The organism is Lysobacter sp. 1R34A (genome assembly GCF_051217035.1).
In the GTDB taxonomy this organism is placed as follows: Bacteria; Pseudomonadota; Gammaproteobacteria; order Xanthomonadales; family Xanthomonadaceae; genus Lysobacter.
This window is the reverse complement of record NZ_JBPKJP010000004.1, coordinates 55,762-78,278: the sequence shown is the minus strand read 5'-3', so window position 1 is coordinate 78,278 and position 22,517 is coordinate 55,762. Positions and strand designations below refer to the sequence as shown.

13 protein-coding genes are annotated in these 22,517 nt (G+C 68.6%); 6 read left to right on the top strand and 7 right to left on the bottom strand.

The features are described from left to right. Window positions 1-64: 64 nt before the first annotated feature. The 5 genes from alaS to lexA form a co-directional block, all read right to left on the bottom strand. A complete protein-coding gene (alaS, locus tag ACSAMQ_RS02860; RefSeq protein ID WP_435394196.1) occupies window positions 65-2,698 on the bottom strand; it encodes an alanine--tRNA ligase in 2,634 nt (877 codons plus the stop codon). 164 nt (window positions 2,699-2,862) lie between these two features. Beyond that, a complete protein-coding gene (gene recX, locus ACSAMQ_RS02855; protein ID WP_435394224.1) occupies window positions 2,863-3,372 on the bottom strand; it encodes a recombination regulator RecX in 510 nt (169 codons plus the stop codon). A gap of 649 nt (window positions 3,373-4,021) precedes the next feature. Beyond that, entirely contained in the window at window positions 4,022-5,047 is a 1,026-nt protein-coding gene (gene recA / locus ACSAMQ_RS02850) for a recombinase RecA (protein WP_435394195.1), read from the bottom strand. Window positions 5,048-5,083: 36 nt separating this feature from the next. Further along, the gene (locus ACSAMQ_RS02845; protein ID WP_435394194.1) at window positions 5,084-5,317 is read right to left on the bottom strand and encodes a hypothetical protein; all 234 of its coding nucleotides are present in this window, start codon (window positions 5,315-5,317) and stop codon (window positions 5,084-5,086) included. A gap of 1 nt (window position 5,318) precedes the next feature. After that, window positions 5,319-5,960 carry a transcriptional repressor LexA gene (gene lexA / locus ACSAMQ_RS02840; RefSeq protein WP_435394193.1) on the bottom strand — a complete coding sequence of 214 codons (642 nt, stop codon included), beginning with the start codon at window positions 5,958-5,960 and terminating at the stop codon, window positions 5,319-5,321. Window positions 5,961-6,070: 110 nt separating this feature from the next. Between lexA and ACSAMQ_RS02835 the strand changes: the two genes are divergently transcribed. Beyond that, complete coding sequence (locus tag ACSAMQ_RS02835) at window positions 6,071-7,012, top strand: bifunctional helix-turn-helix transcriptional regulator/GNAT family N-acetyltransferase (RefSeq protein ID WP_435394192.1); 942 nt, start codon at window positions 6,071-6,073, stop codon at window positions 7,010-7,012. Window positions 7,013-7,173: 161 nt separating this feature from the next. Here ACSAMQ_RS02835 and ACSAMQ_RS02830 read toward each other — a convergent pair whose 3' ends face one another. Then, window positions 7,174-7,674, bottom strand: coding sequence for a CinA family protein (locus ACSAMQ_RS02830; RefSeq protein ID WP_435394191.1), 501 nt, complete (start codon window positions 7,672-7,674; stop codon window positions 7,174-7,176). 646 nt (window positions 7,675-8,320) lie between these two features. Then, window positions 8,321-10,819 (bottom strand): TonB-dependent receptor, encoded by a 2,499-nt coding sequence (locus ACSAMQ_RS02825; RefSeq protein ID WP_435394190.1) that lies wholly within the window; start codon window positions 10,817-10,819, stop codon window positions 8,321-8,323. A 602-nt stretch (window positions 10,820-11,421) separates the two neighbouring features. Between ACSAMQ_RS02825 and ACSAMQ_RS02820 the strand changes: the two genes are divergently transcribed. The 5 genes from ACSAMQ_RS02820 to katG all read left to right on the top strand — a co-directional run bounded on the left by ACSAMQ_RS02820 (window position 11,422) and on the right by katG (window position 22,348). Next, window positions 11,422-12,435, top strand: a complete 1,014-nt coding sequence (locus tag ACSAMQ_RS02820) for a M15 family metallopeptidase (protein ID WP_435394189.1) — start codon at window positions 11,422-11,424, stop codon at window positions 12,433-12,435. A 46-nt stretch (window positions 12,436-12,481) separates the two neighbouring features. After that, window positions 12,482-13,177: a hypothetical protein gene (locus ACSAMQ_RS02815; protein ID WP_435394188.1), complete on the top strand. Its 696-nt coding sequence runs from the start codon at window positions 12,482-12,484 to the stop codon at window positions 13,175-13,177. A gap of 252 nt (window positions 13,178-13,429) precedes the next feature. Further along, window positions 13,430-15,973: a DNA mismatch repair protein MutS gene (gene mutS / locus ACSAMQ_RS02810; RefSeq protein WP_435394223.1), complete on the top strand. Its 2,544-nt coding sequence runs from the start codon at window positions 13,430-13,432 to the stop codon at window positions 15,971-15,973. A gap of 465 nt (window positions 15,974-16,438) precedes the next feature. After that, entirely contained in the window at window positions 16,439-19,576 is a 3,138-nt protein-coding gene (locus ACSAMQ_RS02805) for an AAA family ATPase (RefSeq protein ID WP_435394187.1), read from the top strand. A 591-nt stretch (window positions 19,577-20,167) separates the two neighbouring features. Then, a complete protein-coding gene (katG, locus tag ACSAMQ_RS02800; protein WP_435394186.1) occupies window positions 20,168-22,348 on the top strand; it encodes a catalase/peroxidase HPI in 2,181 nt (726 codons plus the stop codon). The last annotated feature ends 169 nt before the right edge of the window (window positions 22,349-22,517 follow it).

Genomic DNA, 22,517 nt, shown 5'->3' with positions numbered 1-22,517 from the left:
AACGTGAACCATCTTAGCGACCGGTCAAACCCGGTCGCAAGCGATAGAAGTCACTGTTCGCCATTCATACAAGCCTACTCTCAACCCACTGCGCCACGCCCGCAAGAGCCTTCGACAACGCAGGGCCGTCGTCGCCGCCGCCCTGCGCCATGTCCGGGCGGCCGCCGCCTTTACCGTTGATCTGACTGGCAACGTGGGCGAGCAGTTCCCCCGCCTTGACCTTGCCAGCCGCGCTTCCGTTCACTCCGGCGACCAAAGCCGCCTTACCGTCGCTGGCTCCGGCCAGCACGATTACCGCATCGCCGAGCTGCTGCTTGAGGCTATCTACCGCCTCGCGCAACGCCTTGGCGTCAAAACCTTCCAGCCGGGTCGCGACCACCCGCACCCCGCCGATCTGCGCCGCCGAGGCGGCCAGGTCGGTCGCGGCGCCGGAGGCGGCCTTGGCCTTGATCGATTCGAGCTCGCGTTCGAGCTTCTTCTGCCGGTCCAGCAGGGCCCGCAGCTTGTCGGCCAGGTCCGCGGCATTGCCGCCGAGCAGGCGCGCGGCCTGCTCCAGGCGCTGCTCCTCCTCGGTCACGTAGTCCAGCGCGCCCTGCCCGGTCAGCGCCTCGATCCGGCGCACGCCGGCCTGGACGCCGCTCTCGGAGACGATCTTGAACAGGCCTATGTCGCCGGTGCGCGAGACGTGCGTGCCGCCGCAGAGCTCGGTCGAAGCCTCGCCCATCCGCAGCACGCGCACGCGGTCGCCGTACTTCTCGCCGAACAGCGCCATCGCGCCGAACTCCAGGGCTTCCTGCATGCCCATCTGGTGGACTTCGGCCTCGTAGTTGCGGCGCACGTCGGCGTTGACCTGGCGCTCGATCTCGGCGAGCTCGGCGTCGGTCATCGGGTTGAAGTGCGAGAAATCGAAGCGCAGGCGGTCCGGGGCGACCAGCGAGCCCTTCTGGGTCACATGGTCGCCGAGCACGCGGCGCAGGGCCGCATGCAGCAGGTGGGTCGCCGAATGGTTGAGCACGGTCGCGGCGCGGCGCGCCTCGTCGACCGCGCCCAGGACCCGGTCGCCGCGCTTGAGGGTGCCGGCGGTCAGCTCGCCGATGTGGCCGTGGAACTGCCCGGCGAACTTCTGGGTGTCGCGGACCAGGAAGCGGGTACCGGCTTCGTCGAGCTCGCCGGAGTCGCCGACCTGGCCGCCGCTTTCAGCGTAGAACGGGCTGCGATCGAGGATCACCACCGCGTTGTCGCCGGCCGCGATCTGCTCGACCGGCATGCCGTCGCGCAGCAGGGCGACGACTTCCAGGCCGCCCTCGGTCAGGCGGTCGTAACCGAGGAATTCGGTCGGGGCCAGCTTGGCGGCGAGTTCGGCCGGCATCGTGGTCTTGCTGCCGAAGTCGGCGCCTTCGCGGCCGCCCTGCTTCTGCTTGGCCATGGCGGCGTCGTAGCCCTCCATGTCCAGGGTCAGGCCGCGCTCGCGCGCGATGTCGGCGGTCAGATCGGTCGGGAAGCCGTAGGTATCGTAGAGGCGGAACACGTCGATGCCGGGGATCACGCCGGTCGAGCGCTCGGCCACTTCGTCGAAGATGCGCATGCCCGAATCGAGGGTCTGCGAGAAGCGTTCCTCTTCGGCCAGCAGCGCGCGCTCGACGAACTCACGCTTGGCCGCCAGCTCCGGATAGCCCTCGCCCATCACCTCGACCAGCGCCGGCACCATCAGGTGGAAAAAGGGCTTCTTCTGCCCCAGCATCCAGCCGTGGCGCAGCGCGCGGCGGATGATCCGGCGCAGCACGTAGCCGCGGCCGTCGTTGGACGGCAGCACACCGTCGACGATCAGGAAGGAACAAGCGCGGATGTGATCGGCGATCACCCGCAGCGACTTGTTCTGTAGATCCTGCGTGCCGGTGAAGCGCGCGGCTGCGGCGATCAGGTGGCGGAACAGGTCGATGTCGTAGTTGCCGTGCACGCCCTGCAGCACCGCCGCCAGACGCTCCAGGCCCATGCCGGTGTCGACGCACGGCGCCGGCAACGGCAGCAGACTGCCGTCGGGCTGGCGGTCGAACTGCATGAAGACCAGGTTCCAGATCTCGATGAAGCGGTCGCCGTCCTCGTCGGGCGAACCCGGCGGGCCGCCGGCGATGTGGTCGCCGTGGTCGTAGAAGATCTCGGTGCAGGGACCGCAGGGACCGGTGTCGGCCATCTGCCAGAAGTTGTCCGAGGCGAACGGCGCACCCTTGTTGTCGCCGATGCGGACGATGCGCTCGGCCGGCACGCCGATCTTCTGGTTCCACAGCGCATAGGCCTCGTCATCGGTGTGATAGACGGTGACCAGCAGGCGCTCCGGCGCCAGGCCCCAGACCTTGGTCAGCAGCTCCCAGGCCCAGACGATGGCGTCTTCCTTGAAGTAGTCGCCGAACGACCAGTTGCCGAGCATCTCGAAGAAGGTGTGGTGACGCGCGGTGTAGCCGACCTGATCGAGATCGTTGTGCTTGCCGCCGGCGCGCAGGCAACGCTGGACGTCGGCCGCGCGCACGTAGCCGGGCTTTTCGCTGCCGAGGAAGACGTTCTTGAATTGCACCATGCCCGAGTTGGTGAACAACAACGTCGGGTCGTTGGCCGGCACCAACGGTGCCGACGGCACGATGGTGTGGCCTTTGCCCCGAAAGAACTCGAGGAAATCGCTGCGGATTTCAGTGGTGGTTTTCATGCCTGGGATTATTTGCCTGGTCGGGAGCGGTGCCGCTCGACCGAACCCATGCCACCACGAGGGAGGCATCGACTGGAACAGGCAACCCGGGACCCGAAAGCCGCGTAGCCTAACAGGCCCGAGGGCCTTATGTGCAAGGCCGTACGGCAAATATGTCCGACCGTTCAGTCGTCGATAGCGGAACGGTTCGCATTACGCGCCGTATCGCCGTCGAAGCCCCGCCGCATCAGCAGATCGGCGGCCTTGCGCCGGCGCACCGGGTCGGCGGCGAAGTCCTCGCCGTAGCGGCGCCGGACCAGGTCGCGGGCGTTCTGCAGCCAATCGCCCTCGTAGCCGTCCAGGGCGTCGGCGATGGTCTGGCTGTCGAGGCCGTGGGTGGCCAGTTCGGCCCGGATGTGCAGGGGCCCATAGCCATTGCCGGCGCGGCTTCGGACCATGCTTTCGGCGAAGCGGGCGTCGTTCTGCCAGCCGGCCTCGGCCAGCTTGGCGACTGCGGTTTCGACCTCGCCGGCATCGAGGCCGCGGGAGGTCAGCTTGCGGGTCAGTTCCTTGCGCGAATGCTCGCGCCGGGTCAGCAAGCCGAGCGCGCGCTGGGTCGGGCTCTGCTCGCGCGGCGCCCGCCGGCGCTGGCCCCGGCCCGAACCCCTGGCGTGGCTTAGACTTTCGTCGAACAGTGCACTGGGTCGATCTTCCGCGAAGGGCTCGGAGCCCGGATCGCCCGGATCGGCGCCGCGGGCCAGCTCCGCCTCGACGCGGTCGGCCTCGGGCCAGGCCGACCCGGCCGGATCCTCCGCCCCGCGCCCTGCCGGGCGCGCGCCGCGGCCGCCGAAACCGCTGTTTCCGTAGGATTTCGAGCCAAAGGGCTTCGAACCGAAGGGCTTCGAACCGAAGCTTTGGGAGCCGGACCGTTTCGAACCCGGGGACGGTTTGAGGCCCGAACGCTTGGATCCGAAGCCGCCGCCGGAGAACCCGGAGCGAGGACGGCTGTCCCGGTCCGACGGGTCGGCGGAGTTCCCGTCCATGTCCTGGGCCCCGTCCGGCGTAGAAGAGCGGTCCAGACCGGAAGCGACAGGCTCCGGGACCGGCTTCGGCACCGCAGCGCCGGCCTCGATCGCACGCATCCGCGCACGCAGCTCCTCGCGAAGCAGCGTGTCGCGGCCGGACCTGGGCTTGGGCTTGGGGCCGGTCTGCCCGGTCTGCTCGCCCTGCCCGTCCGGGTCTTCGGCGCCGCTGTCGCGACGCCGATCGTCATCCCAACCGTCGTGCCGACTCGACGTCATGGCGCCTTAACCGTTCACAGCCGCGCCTCTCAGAGCCGGGCGATCATTCCTCGATGGCTTCGTCGCGCGGGGCATCGCTCGGGACGAACTTCTCGCGCAAGGTCGCCTCGAGACGCGCGGCCAGTTCGGGATTCTCCTTGAGGTACTGGCGGGCGTTTTCCTTGCCCTGGCCGATACGCTCGTCGCCGCAGCTGTACCAGGCGCCCGACTTCTCGATCAACTTGGCTTCCACGCCCATGTCGATCAGCTCGCCTTCGCGCGAAATGCCTTCGCCGTAGAGGATTTCGGTCAGGACCTGCTTGAACGGGGGGGCCAGCTTGTTTTTGACGACCTTGATCTTGGTCTGGTTGCCGATGATCTCGTCGCCCTTCTTGATCGCGCCGATGCGGCGGATGTCCAGGCGCACCGAGGCGTAGAACTTGAGCGCGTTGCCGCCGGTGGTCACTTCCGGGCTCTGGCCCGGCATCATTACGCCGATCTTCATGCGCAGCTGGTTGATGAAGATCACCAGGGTGTTGGAGCGCTTGATGTTGCCGGTCAGCTTGCGCAGCGCCTGGCTCATCAGGCGGGCCTGCAGGCCCGGCAGCTGGTCGCCCATCTCGCCTTCGATTTCGGCCTTCGGGGTCAGCGCGGCGACCGAGTCGACCACTACCATGTCCACCGCAGCCGAACGCACCAGCATGTCGGCGATTTCGAGCGCCTGCTCGCCGGTGTCGGGCTGCGAGACCAGCAGGTCGTCGATGTTGACGCCGAGCTTGCCGGCGTAGATCGGGTCGAGCGCGTGCTCGGCGTCGATGAAGGCCGCGGTGCCGCCGTTCTTCTGGCATTCGGCGATGGCCTGCAGGGTCAGCGTGGTCTTGCCCGAGGACTCCGGGCCGTAGATCTCGACGACACGGCCCTTGGGCAGGCCACCGATGCCGAGGGCGATGTCGAGCATCAGCGAGCCGGTGCCGATGACTTCGGCCGCTTCGACCGCGCGGTCGCCCATGCGCATCACCGAGCCCTTGCCGAACTGCTTCTCGATCTGGCTCAGAGCGGCGGAAAGGGCGCGCTTTTTGTTCTCGTCCATGGTGGTGTCCTTAAGTCGTGTCGTGGTGAGAGGAAATTAAAGGAGGCGGATCGCAGAGGCTGAGACCGCGGCGCCTGAAGGCAAATTATCGCTCGGCGCGGCGGCGGTCAGCCGGGCGCAGGCCTGCGCGGGAGTCGGATTTTTCCGCGAAAACGCCGCGGAAACCGCCTCGTCCAGGCCTTGCAGCGCGGCTTGCGCGGCAGGCACGGCGGCGCAGGCGCGCAGCGAGCCGTAGCGATCGACGTTCGGGTCGGGCTTCGCGCGGGCCATCTCAGCGGTTCGGCCGGACCAGGCCGCAGTACAGGCCCTCGATCGCGAAATCCTGATCGGGCTGGACCTCGATCGGCGCGTAGTCGGGGTTGCGCGGCAGCAGGCGGATGCGGTCCTTGCCGATCTTGAGCAACTTGACGGTGATTTCGTCGTCGATGCGCGCGACCACGATCTGCCCCGAGCGTGCGTCGCGGGTGCGGTGCACGCCGATCAGGTCGCCGTCGAAAATGCCCTCGTCGCGCATCGAATCGCCCTTGACCTTGAGCAGGTAATCCGGCGACGGAAAGAACATGTTGCGGTCGAGCAGGACGTAGCTGTCGGCGCCGGCGTCCGCGCCGATCGGCGCCCCGGCGGCGACCCGGCCGAGCACCGGCAGGCGGATCGCCTCCTCGTTCGCCGACATCAGCCCCAGCTCGCGCTGCGCCTGCGGCGGCGGCTGCAGCACGCGGATGCCGCGCGCCCGGCCGGGCATGCGTTCGATCGCGCCGGCGGTCTCGAGCGCGTCGAGGTGGTATTGCGCCGCGCGCACGCCCTTGAAGCCGAAGGCCTTGGCGATTTCGGTCTGCGACGGCGGGAAACCCTCGGCGTCGATCCGTTCGGCGATCAGCGCGAGGATGGCTTGCTGAGTGTCGGTGAGGTTCATGGTTAGTAGTATTACTACTAACAAACCACCCAGGCAAGTGTTTCGGCAGGTCATTTAATTGACAAAGTCAAACAATTACTTAGCCTGGGCTCTCGCCCGGGAGAGCCGACATGACCGCCGTTGCCACGACCGCCGAGGTCGATACCGTCCGCGCCTTCAACCGCTTCTATACCCGCCGGATCGGCGTGCTGCAGGAGGACCTGCTGGGCAGCCCGTTCCCGCTGACCCAGGCCCGGGTGCTGTTCGAACTCGCCCAGCGCGAACCGGTCGCCGCACGCGCGATCGGCGACGCGCTCGGCCTCGACCCCGGCTATCTGAGCCGCATCCTGCAGGGGTTCGCCAACGACGGCCTGATCGAGAAAGCTCGCTCCGAACAGGACGCGCGCAGCTTCGTGCTGACTTTGTCGGCGAAGGGCCGCGAGGCGTTCGCCGTGCTCGACCGCAGTTCGCACGAGTCGACCGCGGCGATGCTGTCGGCCTTGTCGGCACTGGATAGGGACCGCCTGCTGCGCGCGGTCCGCGAGGCCGAACAGGCCTTGTCGACGCCCTCGCTGCCTGCCTCGCAGCGCCTGCGGATACGCGAGCACCGGATCGGCGACATCGGCTGGGCGATCGAACGGCACGGACGGCTGTACGCCGACGAATACGGCTGGAATGGCGAGTTCGAGGCTCTGGTCGCGACCTTGTTCGCGGGTTTCGCGAGCCGCCATGATCCGCGGTACGAGCGCTGCTGGATCGCCGAACTCGACGGCGAACGCGTCGGCTGCGTGTTCGTGGTGCGCAACGAGGGCGATGCCGCGACCGCGCAACTGCGCTGCCTGCTGGTCGATCCGCGCGCCCGCGGCCTGGGCGTCGGCCGGCGCCTGGTCGACACCTGCATCGCGTTCGCGCGCGAGGCCGGTTATCGGCGAATGCTGCTGTGGACCAACGACGTGCTGAACTCGGCGCGCCGGATCTACGAAGCCTGCGGTTTCGAACTGATCGAGCAGTCGCCGCACCACAGCTTCGGCCACGACCTGGTCGGCCAGGTCTGGGCGCGCGAACTGGATTGACCGGGCGGAACGGATCGGGCGGATCGGCGTGGACGAACCGGATCGAGTCCGATCAAGGGGAGCCCGATCAAGTAAAGCCGAACCAGGCAAACCGAATAATGCCGACCATCGCGGGCATGGCCGCCGCTGCGGCCGCGCTCGTGCGATTAGCCGCTGCGGCCTCAGCCGGTCAGCGATTGCATCGCGTGCAGGGCGGCGGCGACGGTCTTGCGCCGCACCGCTTCGCGATCTCCGTCGAAATGGAAGACTTCGGCCATCGGGTAACCGCCGCGGCGTTTCCAGGCGATCCAGACCGTGCCGACCGGCTTGCCCTCGGTGCCGCCGCCGGGGCCCGCGATGCCGGTCACCGCGACCGCGATGGTGGCGCCGGTGTTGGCCAGGGCGCCGGAGACCATCTCGATCACCGTCTCGCGGCTGACCGCGCCGTATTGCTCCAGGGTCTGCGGGCGCACGCTGAGCAGCGACTGCTTGGCCTCGTAGCTGTAGGCGACGATGCCGCAGCCGAACCAGGCCGACGAGCCGGCGATGTCGGTCAGGGTCTTGGCGATCCAGCCGCCGGTGCAGCTCTCGGCGGTGACCAGCATGTGGTGGTTGAGGCGTGCCGCCTCGCCGAGTCGTTCGGCGAGGCCACGCAGGGCGGTGTCGCTGGTATCGGGCGTCATGGCGCCACTATAGCGGGCGTCGCGGCTCAGGCTTTGCGGTGACGGTCCGGATGCGTCATCGCGGCCAGCGGAACAGCATCACGACCGCTCAGGGCAGGAGCGGCGCAAGCCGCGACAGGGACGCAGGGTTGCATCGGGCGGCGGCGTCGATGAGGCGGCGCGGTCGCGGCTTGCGCCGCTCCTACCCTGAGAGCCAAGGCAGCACGACCTGCCCTGTAGGAGCGGCGTGAGCCGCGACAGGAGACGCGGGGTTGCATCGGGTGGCGTCATCGATGAGGCGGCGCGGTCGCGACTTGCGCCGCTCCTACCCTGAGAGCCAAGGCAACACTAAGTGCCCTGCCCTGTAGGAGCGGCGTAAGCCGCGACAGGAGACGCGGGGTTGCATCGGTGGCGTCGTCGATGAGGCGACGCGGTCGCGGCTTGCGCCGCCCCTACCCTGAGAGCCAAGGCAGCACGACCTGCCCTGCCCTGTAGGAGCGGCGCAAGCCGCGACAGGAGACGCCGGGTTGCATGGGGTGGCGTCGTCGATGAGGCGGCGCGGCCGCGGCTTGCCCCGCTCCTGCCCTTAGAGCCAAGCAGCACGAGGCGCTATCCGCTACGGGACGATCGCGAACAGGGAGCGGCGTCGCCGCCGCTCCCCGGATGCTCAGTACATCACCCGCAAGGTCACGCCGTAGGTGCGCGGGGCGCCGAGAAAGGCGTTCCAGGAGCCGGTCTGCAACGGAGCGTCGAAGCCGACCTGCTTGTATTCCTCGTCGGTGAGGTTCATCGCCCAAGCCTCGACCATCCAGCGCCGGTTCTTGGCGCCGATGCCCAGCCGCGCGTTGACTACGGTGTAGGCCTCCTGGCCCTTCTCCGGGTCGAGGTCCGAACCGGTGTTGTAGTCGGACGAGTACTTCGCGCCGATGTTGAAGCGGCCGATCAGCGAGGCGCCGAAATCCCACTGGTAAGTCGCCGAGGCCGAGGCCGACCACAGCGGCGCGAAGCTGGCGCGCGCGCCCGGCAGCTTGGACAGATCGGCGTCCGGCAGCGGGTCGTCGCCGTACTTGGTATCGGCGTACATCAGGCCGCCCTGCAGCATCAGGCCTTTGAGCCCGGTCTGCCACAGGATCTCGGTGTCGATGCCCTGCGAGACCACTTCCGGTATCGAACGCACCACGAAGCTGGTGCCGAGGAAGCTGTTGAGCTGGAAGTCGGTGTAGGTCTGGTGGAACAGGGTCGCGTTGAGCAGCAGGTTGCCGCCGGCCCAGGTGGTCTTGGCCCCGAGCTCGTAGCTGTCGACGAACTCGCCCGGGAAGGAGGTGTCGTTGACCGGGGCGATGCCGGCGGTGCCCGAGGACAGGCCGTTGGAGGACTGCACGCGATCGAGGTTGAAGCCGCCGGCCTTGTAGCCGCGCGCGGCCGAGGCGTAGCCCATGACGTGCTCGTTCCAGCGGTAGGCGGCCTTGATCGTGCCCGACCATTCCTTCTCGTCGCGCTCCTGGTTGGTCACCCGGCCGTTGTGCAGGGTGTTGGCCCAGGGCAGGCACATGAAGCCGACCACCTGCTGGACCAGCGCGGCGCGCGCCGCAGCCGGCACGCCGCGCGCGGCCAGGGCCGCGCCGACCCGGGTCGGGTTGGACAGCGCCGCGCCGCAACCGAGACCGCCGTTCGGATTGCTGTAGACCGAGTCGAGCTCCTTGTTTTCCTTGGTGTAGCGCAGGCCCAGGGTGATATCGAGCGCGTCGGTCGCGTGCCAGGTGTTGTTGGTGAACAAGGCCACGCTCTTGCTGTTCTGCTGATAACGGTCGAGCGCGCCGAGCCCGCCGAAGCTGCTGCCGAACGGGCGGCCCGAGGCCTGGGACAGGAAGGTCGCGGCGTTGGCGGTGTTGACCACGCCGGCCGGGAAACGCGCGGCGATCTGGCTCAGCACCGCGGTCGACAGATAGGGCTCGTAATGCGCGCCCAGGCTGTAGGAGTCGTTGCGCTTGAGGTCTTCGTCGGCATAGAACAGGCCGAACATCCAGTCGAGCTTGTCGGTCGCGCCGGTCAGGCGGAACTCCTGGCTGAACTGCTTGAAGCCGGTGAAGGATTCGTCCTCGTCCGGATTGCGGTAGATCATGTCGGCGGTGGTGAAATCGAAATCCAGGCCGTTGATGGCCTGCCAGTCGCGCGAGGCGGTGATCGAGGTCAGGGTGGCGCCGCCGAACCATGGCGTGATCCAGTTGACCTCGGCCGAGACACCCTTGTCCTTGATGTCCTGGGTGGTCGGCCGATTGCTCCAGGCCACCCGCGCGAACGGGTCGGCGACCGGCGCCACGCCGGTGCCGCCGACCAGGCCGTTGATGATCGCCGAGGTCGGGCCGCGCACCGTGGTCAGGCCGACGCAGCAGTTCTCTTCGCGGCTGCTGAAGTCGGCGATCAGGTTGATGTCGAGGTTTTCGGTCGGCTCCAGCAGCAACTGGCCGCGCAAGGTGTGGAAGTTCTGGTCGCCGTCCTCGCGTTCGCCGCGCGGGCCGCGGCCGATCTCGACGTCGGTGAAGCCGTCGCGCTTGCGCTTGCCGGCATAGACGCGGAACGCGGCGTTTTCGCCGATCGCGGTGTTGAACGAACCGGCCAGGCCGACCGCGCCGTAGTTGCCGATCGTCAGCTCGCCCTCGACCGTGGTGTCGTAGCTCGGCCGGCGGGTGATGACGTTGATGACGCCGGCCGAGGTGTTCTTGCCGAACACCGTGCCCTGCGGGCCCTTGAGCACTTCGATGCGTTCGATCTCGCCGAGGTCGCCGAAGCCGACGCCGTTGCGCGGGCGGTAGACGCCGTCGATGACCACGCCGACCGAGGACTCCAGGCCGGCGTTGTCGCCGACCGTGCCGATGCCGCGGATGCGCGCCACCGTCTGTACTTCGCTCTGGGTGCTGCTCACCGTCAGGCCCGGCACCAGCATCTGCAGGTCCTTCACGTCGCGCACGCCAGTGTCCTGCAGCAACTGCTCGGGCAAGGCGGTGATCGAGATCGGCACGTCCTGCATGGCCTCCTCGCGCTTTTGCGCCGTCACGGTGAGGCCGGCCAGCGTGGTGGCCTCCTCCTCGGCAGGCGTGGCGCCGGCCTGTTGCGCCTGTGCGGTCGCGGCGAGCGACGCCACGGCCAAGGCAATGGCCAAAGACAAGGACTTGCGACCCGGCTGACGAGCGATCATCTGGTTTCCCCCAAGTTTGAAAACGTTCGGGACGTGCAGGACTGCGTGTCCGGTGCGGCGGTGGCGCAAGATGAAGGCATGCGTCCGGGTTCCGACCCGTGTCTGCGATGCCGCGCCCGTCCCCTGCGCGGATCACATCCTTGTTCGATACGTAATCCGCGAGCGATCGCGGCCTATGGAGTGAGGCGCAAATCGAATCGCGTCGACTCGATCGGCTTGACTGAATCGGCGTCCGGAAATTAGCACGCTGTTAACGAACGTCATGCGGCGATGCAACACCTTTGTATCGGCAATCGATTGCCGATGCGAAGAGGCGCGCCGGGCCGCACTCTTCCCTCTAAAAACGAACGAACGTTCGCGTTTTAGATGCGAGACCGCACGAGGCGACGGTGCTCGATTGCGCAAACCCGACTGCACAACCGTGCACGAAAACTGAGTCTTCGGTCGGCCCGCGCTAGGGTCGGTCCCAGGTGGCGAGGCGACCGCCGGCGGCGTGCAATGCGGGCGCAACTTCCGTGGAACCTCGCCCGGCGGCGAGGTTCCGGCCCGTTCCCCCGACAAGGAATACGCCCATGGACAGCGTCAGCGGCGCATCGCGCAGCAGCGAATCGCAATCCACCACCTCGGCCAGCGAAACCCAGGCCGCGCCGAGCGTCAGCGAACAGCGCGAGGAAGAAATCCGTACCGAGTTGGAGCAGAATCCGCAGGCGATCGCCGCGCTCGATCAGCTGGTCGCCGACCGCAATTTCGCCCAGCTCAGCGAAGAACAGAAAGTGGAATCGCTCAACTCCTTCATGAGCGCGCCCAATGCGGCGACCGCGACCTATCTGCAGGGCGCGGCCGAAGTCAGCCTGAACCCGCAGGCCACCCCGTCCTCGCTGACGCCCGACGCCGGCACCCTGACTCTGGACGGCGTCACCTACGGCATCCAGAACGGCAACCTGCTCGACGCCCAGGGCCAGACCGTCGGCACCATCCGCAACGACGGCACCGTCCAGCTCGCCAGCGAAACCGCCGCGCGCAGCGTCTACAGCGACATCGGCACCCGCGTGCAGTTGACCGAACAGGTCGGCACGCAGAACCGGACCCTGGTCGACCTGCATGCCGCCGATCCGCGCGGCCGTCTTACCGACCCCAATCTGAACCCCGAGGTCGTCGACCGGGTCACCGCAGTGATCGAACAGGCGCGCCGCGAAGGCATGAACATGCGCGTGGATACCGCCTACCGCACTTTCGCCGAACAGGACGCGCTGTACGCCCAGGGCCGCACCGCGCCCGGCAACCGGGTCACCAACGCGCGCGCCGGTCAGTCCTGGCACAACTACGGTGTCGCGGTCGACTTGGTCTTCAACAACGCCAACGGCCAGCCGAGTTGGGCCGAGACCCACAACTGGGACCGCTACGGCGAGATCGCCGTCGCCCAGGGGCTGGAATGGGGCGGCAACTGGCAAGGGCTGGTCGATCGTCCGCACGTCGAATTCCACCCCGGCTTCGATGCCGGCGACGCGCGCAACATGCTGCAGAGCCATCGCCAGGGCGGGCTGGAAGCGGTGTGGGACCGGATGGGAATCGGTCAGGTACCGTGACCCAGGCCGCTGCGCCCCGCTCCATGGCCGCTAGACTGGTGCGCGCATGAATCGCAACGCGCACCGTCTCTGTCTAGCGATCGCCTGTGCGGTCGCGCTGTTGCCGGCCTGCCGGGCCGGCGCCGCGCGCCCGGACCTTGCGCCGGCGGCCGCGGAGTCTTCCGCACCCTCGCGGGTGCTGACCGGCGCGGTCGCCTTCCACCCGAGGCGGCCCCTGCTCGCCTGGAGCGACGGCAAGCGTTGGCATGTGCTCGACCTGCCCAGCAACCGGGTCGCCGACTTCGCCACCGACGCCGAGATCGCCGACCTCGGCTACGCACCCGACGGCGATCTGTGGCTGGTCGCCGATCATGCCGAGCGCTGGCGCGATGGCGAGCTCGCCTGCCGCAGCGATGCCGCCGACCTGAGCCGCGTGCTCGGCACCGCGGGCGACGGCGTCGTCGCCGCCGGCTACGCCCATGTCGACGGCGCCGGGCCCTTGCGCCACCCGGTCTGGATCGACCCGCGCTGCGCCCTCACCCGCTATCCGGCCGAGCCCTTGCCGGCCGGCATCGCCGATGCCTCCGGCGATAGCGGCGGCATCCCCGGCAAGCCCACGCGACCGCCGCGCGCGGTGCCGCCCGGATTCGTCGCCCCGGCCGGCACCTCCGCCAAGCCGGTCGCGGTGTCCGCCGACGGCCGTTGGTGGGTCGGCGAAGACGCTGGCCGATTGCTGCTGTACCGGACCGCGAACGGCCGCTGAGCGCGGACCCGCACCGAGGCTGTGTGGCGACCGCGCCAGCGAGCCGTCGAGAGTCGCGAGCGCTGATGCCCACCTGAGCGCGCGGCCGCACGCTGCAAGCCCGCGCCGCGGCGCGGGCCCCGAACCCGGCTGGCATACTGTGCGCCCGCCTGCAGCCCCCGCGCGCAGGCTCCTCCGCATCAGAACGCCCGGTATTTCGTGTCCGCCCCAGACTCTTCCAGCGCCCGCAACCTCGACGCCCACACCCCGCTCATGCGCCAGTTCTTCGCCGCCAAGGCGGAGCATCCGGACGTACTGATGTTCTTCCGCATGGGCGATTTCTACGAGCTGTTCTACGACGACGCCCGCAAGGCGGCGCGACTGCTCGACATCACCCTGACCCAGCGCGGCAACTCGGCCGGGCAACCGATTCCGATGGCCGGCGTGCCGCATCACTCGGCCGAAGGCTATCTCGCGCGCCTGGTCGCGCTCGGCGAGTCGGTGGCAATCTGCGAACAGATCGGCGACCCGGCCCTGGCCAAGGGCATCGTCGAACGCAAGGTGGTGCGCATCATCACCCCGGGCACCGTCACCGACGAAGCCCTGCTCAACGAGCGCCGCGACACCTTGTTGCTGGCGGTCGCGCGCGGCAAGAACGCTTACGGCGTGGCCTGGGCCGATCTGGCCTCGGGGCGCTTCCTGGTCAACGAAGTCGCCAGCGAAGACGCCCTCGAAGCCGAACTGGCCCGGCTGGAGCCGGCCGAGCTGCTGGTCGCCGACGAAGACGGCTGGCCGCCGTTCGTAGCCGAACGCAGCGGCATGCGCCGGCGCCCGCCGTGGTTGTTCGACGTCGACAGCGGCCGCCGCCAGTTGCTGCGCTTCTTCGGCCTGCACGACCTCAGCGGCTTCGGTCTGGAAGACAAGCCGCTGGCGATCGCCGCGGCCGCCGCCCTGCTCGGCTACGTCGAGGAAACCCAGAAGCAACGCCTGCCGCACCTGACCTCGATCGCGATCGAGTCCGGCGACGGCGCGATCGCGATGAACGCGGCCACCCGCCGCCATCTCGAACTCGACAGCCGGATCGACGGCGACAGCCGCACCACCCTGCTCGGCGTGCTCGACAGCACGGTGACGCCGATGGGCGGGCGCCTGCTGCGTCGCTGGCTGCACCGCCCGCTGCGCGATCGCAACGTCCTGCGCCATCGCCACCAGGCGGTCGCGACCCTGATCGACAGCCGCGCCGGCGACGACATCCGCGAACGCTTCCGCGCGCTCGGCGATCTGGAACGCATCCTCTCGCGCATCGCCCTGCGCAGCGCGCGCCCGCGCGACCTGTCGACCTTGCGCGACGGTCTCGGCCTGTTGCCCGGCGTGCGCGCCTGCCTGAGCCCGCTCGATTCGCCGCGCCTCAACGCGCTGTGCGCCGAACTCGGCGAGCACGACGCGCATGCGCACCTGCTGGCCGAGGCGATCGTGCCGCAGCCGCCGGTACTGGCCCGCGACGGCGGCGTGTTCGCTGCCGGCTACGACGCCGAACTCGACGAGCTGCGCACCCTGTCGACCAATGCCGACCAGTTCCTGGTCGACCTGGAAGCGCGCGAACGCGCCAGCAGCGGCATCGCCACGCTCAAGGTCGGCTACAACCGCGTTCACGGCTACTACCTCGAAATCAGCAAGGGCCAGGCCGACAAGGCGCCGACCCACTACACCCGGCGGCAGACTCTCAGCAACGCCGAGCGCTACATCACCGAGGAACTCAAGCAGTTCGAGGACAAGGTGCTGTCGGCGCGCGAGCGTTCGCTGGCGCGAGAACGGCTGTTGTACGAACAATTGCTCGACGCCCTCAACGAACGCCTGGAACCGCTCAAGCATTGCGCCGCCGCCCTGGCCGAGCTCGACGTGCTGTGCGGCTTCGCCGAACGCGCGCAGGCGCTGGACTGGACCCAGCCGGAGCTCGCCGAGGCGCCGGGCCTGCGCATCGAACGCGGCCGCCACCCGGTGGTCGAGGCGGTGCGCAAGGATCCGTTCGAGCCCAACGACCTGATCCTCGACGAGGACAACGGCCGCCGCATGCTGGTCATCACCGGCCCGAACATGGGCGGCAAGTCGACCTACATGCGCCAGAACGCGCTGATCGTGCTGCTCGCCCATATCGGCAGCTTCGTGCCGGCCTCGCGCGCGCTGATCGGCCCGATCGACCGCATCCTGACCCGCATCGGCGCCGGCGACGACCTCGCCCGCGGCCAGTCGACCTTCATGGTCGAGATGAGCGAGACCAGCTACATCCTGCATCACGCCACCGACCAGTCGCTGGTGCTGATGGACGAAATCGGCCGCGGCACCTCGACCTACGACGGCCTGGCCCTGGCCGAGGCCTGCGCGCGCCACCTCGCCCACAGCAACCGCGCCTACACCTTGTTCGCGACCCATTATTTCGAACTGACCGCGTTGGCCGAACCCGGCAACGGCATCGCCAACGTGCACCTGGATGCGGTCGAGCACGGCGACCAACTGGTGTTCATGCACGCGGTCAAGGACGGCCCGGCCGACCGCAGCTTCGGCCTGCAGGTGGCCGCGCTCGCCGGCCTGCCGAAGTCGGTGGTCAAGCAGGCGCGCGGGCGTTTGATCGAACTCGAGCAGCAGGGCCGCGACACGCCGAAGCCGTCCTTCGCCACCGCCGCTCTCGAACAGCCGCAGCAGTTCGGCCTGTTCGCGAGCTCCTCGGCCGCGCTCGACGCGCTGGCCGCGGTCGACCCGGACGAACTGACGCCGAAGCAGGCCCTGGAAGCGCTGTACCGGATCAAGGCGCTGGTTTGAGCGCAGGTAACGCGGTGCACAGGGATGCCGTGTCCCACAGGTGCAGTCGCCACACCCCGTCATCCCCGCGAAGGCGGGGATCCAGGGATCTACCGCGACATCGCTCTGAAGTCTTTGGATCCCCGCCTTCGCGGGGACGGCGACCGAGAGATCGATGGCGGCACCAAACGACATCGCCGCCGACAGTCATAGCGCACGGTCCCTATCGGACGAACCGCTAAACTAGTGCCCGGAACGGACACCGGAGCGCATGTGGAAGCCCTATTACTCGTCGTCGGCCTGATCGCCGGCCTGATTCTGGCGCGTCTTTATCGGCCGCAGGCCGCGGTCGTCGCTCCCGTGGCGGATGCGCTGCGGGCGGATGCGGAAAACGCACCGGCTGTCGAGCAAATCCAAAACCAAGTCGAAGCACCGATCGAATCGACTTCGGAAACGACCGAAGCAGCAGAGGATCGATTACTTCGGTTGGTCCGTTCCATCGATGCGGTCGACGAACGCATCCAACGTCCGCAGGACCTGCTCGCCCTGCCCGAGTTCCACCAGGGCGTCGACCTGGTCGCGAGCGAAGCCTTCAGCGCCGCCGAGTTGGTGCGCCAGCTCAGCGGCACCGGCTACGTGCAGCAGTCGATGATCACCAAGGCCCTGCCGCGCCGCAGCGATGTCGCGCTCGATCCGGTGTTCGAACACGTCGGCCAGTTCGGCGGCTACCCGCTGCACTTCCTGATCGAATACCTGCGCACCCGTCCCGACGCCGGCGACCTGCCCAAGCTGATGCGCCACGCACAACCATGGTGGTGGGATTTCGCTCCGGTGCGCCAGCAACTGCGCGACTACCTGCACTGGGCCGAGCAATTCGGGCCGGCGCCGGCCGCGCCGGCGCTGGAGGAACTGGAAGAGCACGCCGCGACGCAGTTGCGCGACACCCTCAAGCGCTTCCAGTCGCCGTTGCTGGAGCCTCTGCTCGAACAAGCCGAGCGGGCGATCAACACGCGCCGCGAAAGCCGCGTGCTCGGCGCCTTCGGCCGGATCAACGCCAGCGCCAAGCCGCAGACCCGCATCGTCCACGACGCCCTCGCCCGCCAACTGGAGCGGCTGCACGAGCTGTTGTCCGGCGACGATGCCGCTTCGGTGCTGGTGTCCGGCGAGCACGGCGTCGGCAAGACCGTATTGATCGATCTGCTGGCCGAGCGCCTGCAGGCCGAGGGCTGGCTGGTGTTCGAGGCCTCGGCGGCGGAGATCCTGTCCGGCCAGAGCTACATCGGCGAACTCGAAGAGCGGGTGCGCGAGATGCTCGGCGTGCTCGACCGCAAGCGCGCGGTGTGGCGCGCACCGGAGTTCTTCGACCTGCTCGCCAAGGGCTCGCACTCGCGCGACCCGCGCGGCCTGCTCGACCTGGTGCTGCCGGCGATCGAGCGCGGCCAACTGCGGGTGATCGGCGAGATCACCCCGCGCCAGTTGGCGCAGTTGCTGATCGCGCGTCCGGTGCTCAAGCACCACGTCGAAATCGTGCCGCTGCTGCCGACCGAGGCCGAAGCGCTGGAAGCGATCGCCGCCGAGTGGGCGCGCCTGGAAGGAGAACGCCTCGGCCGTCCGGTCGCCGGCCCGCGCACGCTGGCCGAAGGCGCGCGCATGGCCGCCCAGTATTTCCCCGAGCAACAAGAACCCGGTCGCCTGCTGCGCCTGCTCAACGACGCTCTGCAGAGCGCGCTGACCGAAACGCCGCCGGCCTTGCCCCTCGACGCCGAGCGCTTGCTCGCGACCATCGCCCAGCGCAGCGGCCTGCCGCTCGACGTCATCGACGACCGCCAGAGCCTCGACCTCGACCGGTTGCGCGCTTTCTTCCGCCAGCGCGTGATCGGCCAGGACGAAGCCGTCGACGCCCTGCTCGACCGCATCGCCATGCTCAAGGCCGGCCTGATCGACAGCGGCCGGCCGATCGGCGTGTTCCTGTTCGCCGGCCCGACCGGCACCGGCAAGACCGAGCTGGCGAAAGCGCTCGGCGAGCTGTTGTTCGGCAGCGACGAACGCCTGCTGCGCCTGGACATGAGCGAGTTCCAATCCGAGGACTCGGCCTGGCGCCTGACCGCCGACGAGAGCGGCCATAGCGGCGTGCGTTCGCTGACTTCGCGTATCCGCGAGCAGCCGTTCTCGGTGGTGCTGCTGGACGAGTTCGAGAAGGCCCATCCGAAAGTCTGGGACCTGTTCCTGCAGGTGTTCGACGATGCGCGCCTGAGCGACCGCAGCGGTCACACCGCCGATTTCCGCCACAGCATCATCATCCTGACCAGCAACGTCGGCTCGACCATATCGCGCAGCGCCGGCCCGGGCTTCACCTCGGCGCGCGGCGGTTACTCGCGCGACGCGGTCGAGAAGGCCTTGTTCGAGACCTTCCGCCGCGAGTTCCTCAACCGCCTCGACCGGATCGTGCTGTTCAACCCGCTCGACCGCAGCCTGATGCGGGAGATCCTGCACAAGGAACTCAAGCGCGTGCTGACCCGGCGCGGCCTGCGCAATCGCGACTGGGCGGTGGAATGGGAGCCCTCGGCGATCGAGTTCCTGCTCGACCGCGGCTTCACCCCCGACCTCGGCGCGCGGCCTCTGCGACGCGCGATCGAGCATTACCTGCTGGCGCCGCTGGCGCGCAGCATCGTCGAGCACCGCGCGCCGCAGGGCGACCAGTTCCTGTTCGTGCGCAGCGCCGGGGACCAACTCGACGTGCAGTTCATCGACCCCGACGCCTCGCGGCGCCAGGCCGGCGCCGAGACAGAAGTCGCCGCGTCCGCCGAGGCCGGCGATCTGCGCGACCTGGTGCATGCGCCGTCGGCCGCCGCCGCGGCGGTGGCGCGGCTCGATGCCCGGTTGCAACAGCTCGACCAGACTCTGACCGCGCAGGACTGGATCGGCGCGCGCGAAGCCGATTACGCGCGCATGGCCGAGGCCGGTTTCTGGAACGCCGGCGACCGCCACCTGGTGCTCGACCGCATCGAGCGCCGCGACCGCATAGAGAGCGCGCTCGATACCGCCCACCGCATGCGCCAGCGTCTGCGCGAAGACGGCGGCAACGACGAATTCGCCGGCCGTGTCGCCCAGTTGCTGTTCCTGCTCGGCCTGGCGGTCGACGCCGTGCGCGAGCAACGCCCGCAGGACGCCCTGCTCGAAATCGACGCCGACGAAGCCGCGCACCTGCGCCACGGCCCCGACCTGCGGCTGTGGTGGCAGCGCCTGCTGGCGATGTACCTGGCCTGGGCGCAGCGCCGCAACATGCGGGTCGAAGTTCTGCGCCAGGACGCCGAACGCTGCAAGGCCTGGTTGGCGGTGAGCGGTTTCGGCGCCTACGATCTGCTGCGGGCCGAGTCCGGCCTGCACGTACTCGAAGACCAGGAAGACGGAGTCACCCGCCGGGTCTCGCTGTCGGTGCAGGTCGCGCCGGACCTGCCGGGCCGCGCGCGGGTCGCCCAGGCGGCGGCCGAGGGCGAGCGGCGGATCTGCCGCCGCTATCGCGAGTCGCCCTCGCCGCTGGTGCGCGATGGCGTGCGCGGCTGGCGCAGCGGCCGCCTCGACCGGGTGCTCGACGGCGAGTTCGATGTGATGCAGGGCGGCTGAGCTCGGCTCGCATCGCTTCAACGGTGAACGGCAAAGCCGCGAAGGCATCGCGGCGATGCCACGCGGTCGCGCTCCCGCCGCTGCGCCTTGACCGGCGGCCGCTTGCCGCTGTCGGGGGCCGACGGTTCGACTCTTCCGCAATGCGTCCGCCGGGCATGACCCGCTGCGATCCGCCCTCCATGATCTGTGCCGGTCGCCATGGTGCCGCCGCCGTCCCGCGTCGTCGTCCATAGCCATCCCCTATCGGATACGTCGAAAGGATCGATTTCACATGCGAGTGATCCGGGCCTATCGTTCCGTCGTCCCCTAGTGACACGGAACCCCCAGCGATGAGCCAGCAGGACCGACCGCCTTCGACCTCCGCGGCCCTCGGTGCTCCGTTCGGCGAAGGCCCGGGTTTTGCCCCGGAGCGCCTGCGCGGACCGCCTTCATCGCACGACTGGCTTTCGCCGCACGACGATCGGCCCGCTCATCCCTCGCCCTCTCCTCACTGAAGAAGCCTCGCGCCGCCCGCCTCACGGCCGCGCGCATACCGCTGCGCCACCCAACGAACTCCCAGCCGACGGTTCCACACCTCAAAGGCACGTAGCCATGTCCAACGAAAGTAAATGCCCCTTCAATCACACCGCCGGTGGCGGCACCTCCAACCGCGACTGGTGGCCTAACCAGCTCAACCTCAAGGTCCTGCACCAACAGACCCCGCACGCCGACCCGATGAGCGAGGGCTTCGACTATGCCGAAGCCTTCAAGAGCCTCGACCTGGCCGCGGTGAAGAACGATCTGCGTGCGCTGATGACCGACTCGCAGGAATGGTGGCCGGCCGACTTCGGCCATTACGGCCCCTTGTTCATCCGCATGGCCTGGCACAGCGCCGGCACTTACCGCACCTTCGACGGCCGCGGCGGCGCTGGCGCCGGCCAGCAACGCTTCGCCCCGCTCAACAGCTGGCCGGACAACGGCAACCTCGACAAGGCCCGCCGCCTGCTGTGGCCGATCAAGCAGAAGTACGGCAACAAGATCTCCTGGGCCGACCTGATGATCCTGACCGGCAACGTCGCCCTGGAGTCGATGGGCTTCAAGACCTTCGGCTTCGCCGGCGGCCGCGCCGACGTGTGGGAACCGGAAGAGCACGTGTACTGGGGCACCGAAACCACCTGGCTCGGCGACAAGCGCTACTCCGGCGACCGCGTCCTGGAGAACCCGCTCGGCGCAGTGCAGATGGGCCTGATCTACGTCAATCCGCAGGGCCCGAACGGCAACCCCGACCCGCTCGCGGCGGCCCGCGACATCCGCGAGACCTTCGCGCGCATGGCCATGGACGACGAGGAAACCGTCGCCCTGATCGCCGGCGGCCACAGTTTCGGCAAAACCCACGGCGCCGGCCCGGAATCGCACGTCGGCCGCGAGCCGGAAGGCGGCGAACTCGAACAGCAAGGACTGGGCTGGAGCAGCAGCTTCGGCAGCGGCCTCGGCGGCGACGCGATCACCAGCGGCCTGGAAGTCACCTGGACCAGCACGCCGACCCAGTGGAGCAATCAATTCTTCGAAAACCTGTTCGGCTACGAGTGGGAACTGAGCAAGAGCCCGGCCGGCGCGCACCAGTGGATCGCGAAGGACGGCGCCGGCGCCGACAGCATTCCCGACGCGCACGACCCGAACAAGCGCCGCGCGCCGACCATGCTGACCACCGACCTGTCGCTGCGCGTCGACCCCGCCTACGAAAAGATCTCGCGCCGCTTCCTCGAAAACCCCGACCAATTCGCCGATGCCTTCGCCCGCGCCTGGTTCAAGCTGACCCATCGCGACATGGGGCCGCGCACGCGTTATCTCGGCCCCGAAGTCCCCGCCGAAGCGCTGATCTGGCAGGACCCGGTGCCGGCCGTCGATCACCCGCTGATCGACGAGCAGGACATCGCCGCGCTCAAGGGCGAAATCCTGGCCTCGGGCCTGCCGATCTCGCAATTGGTCTCGACCGCCTGGGCCTCGGCCTCGACCTTCCGCGGTTCCGACAAGCGCGGCGGCGCCAACGGCGCACGCATCCGCCTGGCCCCGCAAAAGGATTGGGAAGTGAACCAGCCGGCGCAGTTGGCCAAGGTGCTGTCGGCCCTGGAAGCGATCCGGCAGGATTTCAACGCCGCGCAGTCCGGCGGCAAGAAGGTCTCGTTGGCCGACCTGATCGTGCTGGCCGGCGCGGCCGGCGTCGAGCAGGCGGCGAAGAACGCCGGCCATCCGCTCAAAGTGCCGTTCGCCCCGGGACGCAGCGACGCCAGCGCGGAACAAACCGACGTCGATTCCTTCGCCGTGCTCGAACCGATCGCCGACGGCTTCCGCAACTACCTCAAGGGCAAGTACGAGGCGAGCGCCGAATCGCTGCTGATCGACAAGGCCCAGTTGCTCGGTCTGAGCGCGCCGGAACTGACCGTGCTGATCGGCGGCTTGCGCATGCTCGGCACCAACGTCGGCCCAAGCCGGCACGGCGTGCTCACTCATCGCGCCGACAGCTTGAGCAACGACTTCTTCGTCAACCTGCTCGACATGGGCACGGTGTGGAAGCCGGTGTCGGACGCCAAGGACGTGTTCGAAGGCCGCGACCGCAAGACCGGCGAACTGAAGTGGACGGCGACGCGCGTCGACCTGGTATTCGGTTCGCACTCGCAGTTGCGCGCACTGGCCGAGGTGTACGCAAGCTCGGACGCGCAGGAGAAGTTCGTCCACGACTTCGTCGCCGCCTGGAACAAGGTGATGAACGCCGACCGTTTCGACCTCGCCTGAGCCGAGCCGCTCGGCTCCGATACGAAGGGCCGGCCGGAAGGCCGGCCCTTTCGCTATGCGCCGACGGGTGCGTTCGGGCCGCTCGACTCGAACGAACGAATCGTCGGCGTTCACCGTTGCATAGGCGGCTTATCGGCCGCTTATCGGCTGGCAGGTGTGCCAGCGAAAA